We start from the raw sequence: 1,945 nt of genomic DNA, 5'->3' as shown, positions 1-1,945 counted from the left end.
GTCCTCGTCCGCGGCGAGAAGGGCACGGCCAAGTCGACCGCGGTCCGAGGGCTCGCCGCGTTGCTCCCACCGGTGAACGTGGTAACCGGCTGCCGGTTCTCCTGTGACCCGGCCGCGGTCGACCCCGACTGCCCGGACGGCCCGCATCCACCGGAGGCGCGGCCGAGCACCCGGGCGGCGCGCCTGGTGGAGCTGCCGGTCGGCGCCTCCGAGGACAGGGTCACCGGGGCGATCGACCTCGACCGGGCGCTCGCCGAAGGCGTCACCTCGCTGCGGCCGGGGTTGCTCGCCGCCGCCCATCGCGGCCTGCTCTACGTCGACGAGGTCAACCTCCTGCACGATCATCTCGTCGACCTGCTGTTGGACGCGGCCGCCCTCGGTGTCGCCCACGTGGAACGTGACGGGGTGTCGGTGCGCCATGCAGCCCGCTTCCTGCTGGTCGGGACGATGAACCCCGAAGAAGGTGAGCTGCGCCCGCAGTTGCTGGACCGCTTCGGACTGACCGTCGAGGTTGCCGCCAGCCGACAGCCGCCGGTGCGGGCCGAGGTGGTGCGCCGCAGGCTGGCCTACGACGCCGACCCCGACGCCTTCGCCGCTCGCTGGGCGGTGCAGGAGACCGCCCTGGCCGCCCGGATCGCCACCGCCCGCGACCGGCTGCCCGCTGTCGAACTGCCCGACTCCGCACTGCGCCAGGTCACCGCGGTGTGTGCGGCGTTCGACGTGGACGGGATGCGCGCGGACGTGGTCGTGGCACGCACCGCGATCGCGCTGGCCGCCTGGGAAGGCCGGGAGACCGTCGACGCCGACGACGTCCGCCGGGCCGCCCGCCTGGCCCTGCCGCACCGCTGCCGCCGTGGCCCGTTCGACGCGCCCGGCCTGGACGAAGACGCCCTGACCAAGGCGTTGGACGAGGCTGCGCACGAGCACGCGGAGGAGTCCCCCACCGGTCCGGACCCCGACCTTGACCCGGACATGGACCCGGACATGGACCCGGATCGCCCCCCGTCGCCCGGTGGCGGTGGTGGACGCGGCGGGCCGACGTCCAGCGGGCCGGAAACGACAGCGGAGCGGACGGCCGAGTCGGATGTCGTCCCATCCCCACGTTCCGCGGAACACGATGCCCCGGAACAGGATGCCGGGGAATACCGTGCCACGGCGGGGCAGGGGCAGGGGCGCCAGGAGCGACGTGCAGGCACGCCCGGCCCGTCGTTCCGCCCGCGCCGGCTGGAGATCCCAGACACCGGAACGCCGCTGGGCGCGCCCGGCCGCCGCTCACGCGCCCGCACCTCGCACGGCGCGGTCGTCACGAGCTCCCCGGACGCACCCGGCCTGCACCTGCTGGCGACCCTGCGGGCAGCCGCGCCCTGGCAGCACGCCCGCGGGCGGGTAGGCCCGGGGCTCGCACTACGTCCCACCGACCGGCGCGGTGCGGTCCGGGCGGGACGTGAGGGCAACCTGGTCCTGTTCCTGGTGGACGCCAGCGGTTCGATGGCCGCCCGCGCCCGCATGCGTACGGTCACCACCGCCGTGCTGTCCCTCCTGCTCGACGCCTACCAGCGCCGCGACCGGGTCGGAATGATCACTTTCAGGGGTTCCGGCGCCGATCTCGTCCTCCCCCCGACATCGAGTGTGGAGGTGGGCGCGGCGCGGCTCGCGTCCCTGCCGACTGGCGGGCGGACCCCGCTGGCAGCCGGGCTTACCCGCGCCGGCGAGGTCCTCGCGACCGAACGCCGCCGCGACCCGGACCGACGTCCGCTGCTGATCGTCGTCACCGACGGCCGTGCCACCGCCGGGCCGGACCCGCTCACCCCCGCGCGGGCGCTGGCTCGTCGCGGCCTGGCGAGCATCGTCGTCGACTGCGAGAGCGGGTACGTGCGCCTGGGCCTGGCCGACCGCCTCGCGACCGCGCTCGGCGGCACGACCATCCCGATCGACGCGCTGGCGG

The 1,945-nt window shown here is 75.4% G+C and carries 1 protein-coding gene; it reads left to right on the top strand.

The window, feature by feature from the left end:
* Positions 1–1,945: VWA domain-containing protein (locus tag U9980_RS13260; protein ID WP_322768187.1), on the top strand; the 1,945-nt coding region annotated here is incomplete at both ends.

The sequence above is a fragment of the Protofrankia sp. Cr1 genome (assembly GCF_963555865.1).
GTDB lineage: Bacteria > Actinomycetota > Actinomycetes > Frankiales > Frankiaceae > Protofrankia.
Note: the sequence above shows the minus strand (reverse complement) of the source record. Positions and strands in the feature narration are given on the sequence as shown.